The organism is Stenotrophomonas capsici, from assembly GCF_034961085.1.
GTDB classification, from domain to species: Bacteria; Pseudomonadota; Gammaproteobacteria; order Xanthomonadales; family Xanthomonadaceae; genus Stenotrophomonas; species Stenotrophomonas capsici.
Window position 1 is genome coordinate 1 of the sequence record NZ_JAYFUH010000167.1, and the last position, 3,067, is coordinate 3,067.

The 3,067-nt window shown below is 65.6% G+C and carries 2 protein-coding genes; both read right to left on the reverse strand.

Going from position 1 to position 3,067, the window contains the following annotated elements:
• Positions 1-379 (reverse strand): hypothetical protein (locus tag VA603_RS10715; RefSeq protein ID WP_323438810.1); only part of this gene is annotated, 379 nt, incomplete at its 3' end.
• A 139-nt stretch (positions 380-518) separates the two neighbouring features.
• A partial coding sequence (locus tag VA603_RS10720) for a TonB-dependent receptor (protein WP_323438811.1) occupies positions 519-3,067 on the reverse strand: 2,549 nt, incomplete at its 5' end.

Below are 3,067 nucleotides of genomic sequence, written 5' to 3' on the forward strand. Positions count from 1 at the left end.
CCATGTCCCAGCTGCTGTGGTCGGCGTAGCCGACGCGGAAGATCACGAACGGCGCCTCACCCACCGCGTAGCGCGCGCGCCAGAAGAACGACAAGGTGCCGCGCGCGGCCTGGATGTTGCCCGGCGCGTTCCAGGACAGCACGCCGTCGTCCTGCCATTGGATGGCGCGTCCGTGCGCGCCGTCATCGACCAGGCTCACCTTGTCCTGGAAGTTCGGTACCGGGTCGCCCTGGGCGCTGTCGGCGACGAAACCGTTGTCGGCCGATACGCGGAACAGCATGCCCGGCGAAGAAGCCCGCGCTGCCACCGGGAGAGCAGCAAGCAGCGCGGAAGCCAGGAGCAACGGGGGCAGTACGGAAACAATGGAGCGTGGGGACATCGGGCGTCTCTTGGAAGCATGCAGCGGCGGAACGGTTCCGCATGCGGGGGGCCAAGTTAGCGACGCCAACGCGTCTTCACATCCTGCGTCGCACCATCATTGCCCCGCCCCGGCCTTGCACCGGGGCGGGTTTGCAGCATCAGAACTTGTAGCGCAGGCCCAGCGTGTACTGGCGCCCGGTCTCGCTGTATTCCAGCGGCAGCGACACCGACGGGTTGGACACCCACGACTCCTGTGCCTCGTTGGTCAGGTTGGCGCCTTCCAGGCTGATCTCCAGCTGGTCGCTGATGCGGTAACGGATCGAGGCATCGAGGAAGGTGGTGCCGCTCTGGCCGTGCACGCCACGGCCATCGCTGTCGAAGCCCTTCTCGGTGCCCGGCACCTGGATCAGGTAGTCGTCGCGGTTGGTGGCCGAGACGCGCGCCGACCAACTGGCGCCGTCATAGAACAGCGTCGCGTTCCACGCATTCTTGGACAGGCCGGTGAGGTCGGTCTTCTGCGCCAGCGCGCCGGAACTGGCCACGTACTGCACCTTCGATTCGACGTAGGTGTAGTTCAACTGCGTGCCGAAGTTGGCCCACTTGCCCGGCAGGAACGAGAACGGCTGTGTGTAGTTGACCTCCACGCCGGTCAGGTCGCCACCGGGCGTGTTGACCGGCACGGTGAACACGAACTCGTCGTTGACCGTGGCCCCGGTGCCCTCCAGCAGGCTCGCCGGCAGGCCGCTATCGGCGTAGATGCGGCTTTCCTTGGTCGCCTGGATGAAGCTGTTGATGTCCTTGTAGAACAGACCGACGCCGAGCATCGCGCCTTCGTTGAAGTACCACTCGAAGCCCAGGTCCACGGTCTTGGCGCGCACCGGCTCCAGGTCCGGGTTGCCGGCACTGACTGCCTTGGCGCTGCCGCTGACGTTGACCGTGACGCCGGGGGTCAGGCTGCCCAGGCCCGGACGCGACATCACCTTGGCCGCGCCGAAGCGGACCAGGAAATCCGGGGTGATCTCGGCTACCAGGTTGATCGAGGGCAGGAAATCGTTGTACTCGCGCTTGGCGGTGATCATCACCGGCGTCGCGGTGCTGGTACCGATGCCGTACGAGAGCTGCTTGGTCTTCACGTAGCGCGCGCCGACGTTACCCGACAACGGGATCGCGCCGATCTCCGTGGAGAACTTGCCCATCAGCCAACCGCTGCGGTCCTGCTCGTCAACACCGCGATGGCTGGGCGCATAGTCGGTGACCAGGTAGCTGCCCTGGTTGCTGAGGATGCCGAACTTGTCGACGATCGCGCTGAAGTTGGGGACCACCCACTTGCCCGGCGAGCCGCTCATGCCCTGCAGGCTGGCCTGCTCGGTCATGTCCGGCGGCACGATGCGGGTGCCATTGTCGAAGGTCGGCACCTGCGTCTCGGCGGCCTGGCGGCGGCGCTCCAGCGAGGAGAAGCTGTAGTTCTTGGCCTGCAAGCCGCCTTCCAGCGTGAACGACGGGCCCAGGTTCCAGGCGAACTCCAACTGGCCGTTGTTGAACTCGTTGGTCACGTAGTTCTGGCGCAGGCGGACCGTGGACAGCGTCCAGCCATTCGGATCGGTCGGGTCCACGCCGTAGTTGAACACCGGCTTGTTTGGGTTGCCACGGTAGTCGTAGCTGTAGCCCTTGACGTTGAGCTTGTCCATCATGATCGTGGCCTGGATCGGGTTCTCGTGCTTGGAGCGCGAGGTACCGACCTTGCCGGTGATCGTGAAGGTATCGGTCAGGCGGTGCTCGCCGTCGAGGCTGAGCTGGTAGAACTCGGTGCTCCACTCGTCGTGGCGGTTCTCGGCGCGGATGTCGACGTTGTCCATCTGCGCATAGACCAGCGCGCCGTTGCGCACCTCGCCATCATTGACCAGGATTTCCTTCTTGCCGTCGTTGCTGGACTTGCTCAGGCCATTGGCCTCGATGTACTTCTCGTCGCGCTTGGCGTCGATCTTGGAGTACAGCGCATCCAGGCTGAAAGTGGTGCGGTCACTGGGCTTGAACTGCAGCGCGCCGGTCACGCCCAGGCGTTTCTGGTCATGCTCCATCAGCGTGTAGCGCGGGAAGCGCGGCGAGTATACGTCCGCACGCAGTGCATCCTTGAACGCGGAGGCCGGGTTGAAGCCACCGTTGGTATTGCCACCGGCCCAACGCACGGTGCCGGTGCCCTCTTCCACCGTCTCGCGCTCGGAATACGCCACCGACAACAACGCGCCGAACTTGCCGTCGGCCCAGTTGTTGGAAATCAGGCCGGCGAAGCGCGGCATCGCCGACTGCGAGGCATCGTTGTAGCCGGCCTGCACGTTGCCGACGATGGTCAGGCCGTCGTAGTCGAACGGACGCGCGGTGCGCAGGTCGACGGTGGCGCCCAGCGAGCCCTCTTCCACGTCGGCCGAGGCGGTCTTGCGCGCGATCAGCTGCGAGAACAGGTCCGAGGCGAACACGTTGAAGTCGAAGCCGCGGCCGCGGTTGGTGCCGCCCTGGCCATCGCTGCTGCCGACCGTGCTCAGCGCTTCCAGGCCGTTGATGCGCACGCGGGTGAAGTCCGGGCCCAGGCCGCGCACCGAGATGTTGCGGCCTTCGCCGCCGTCACGGGTGATCACCACGCCGGGGATGCGCTGCAGCGATTCGGCCAGGTTGCTGTCCGGGAACTTGCCGATGTCCTCGGCGACGATGG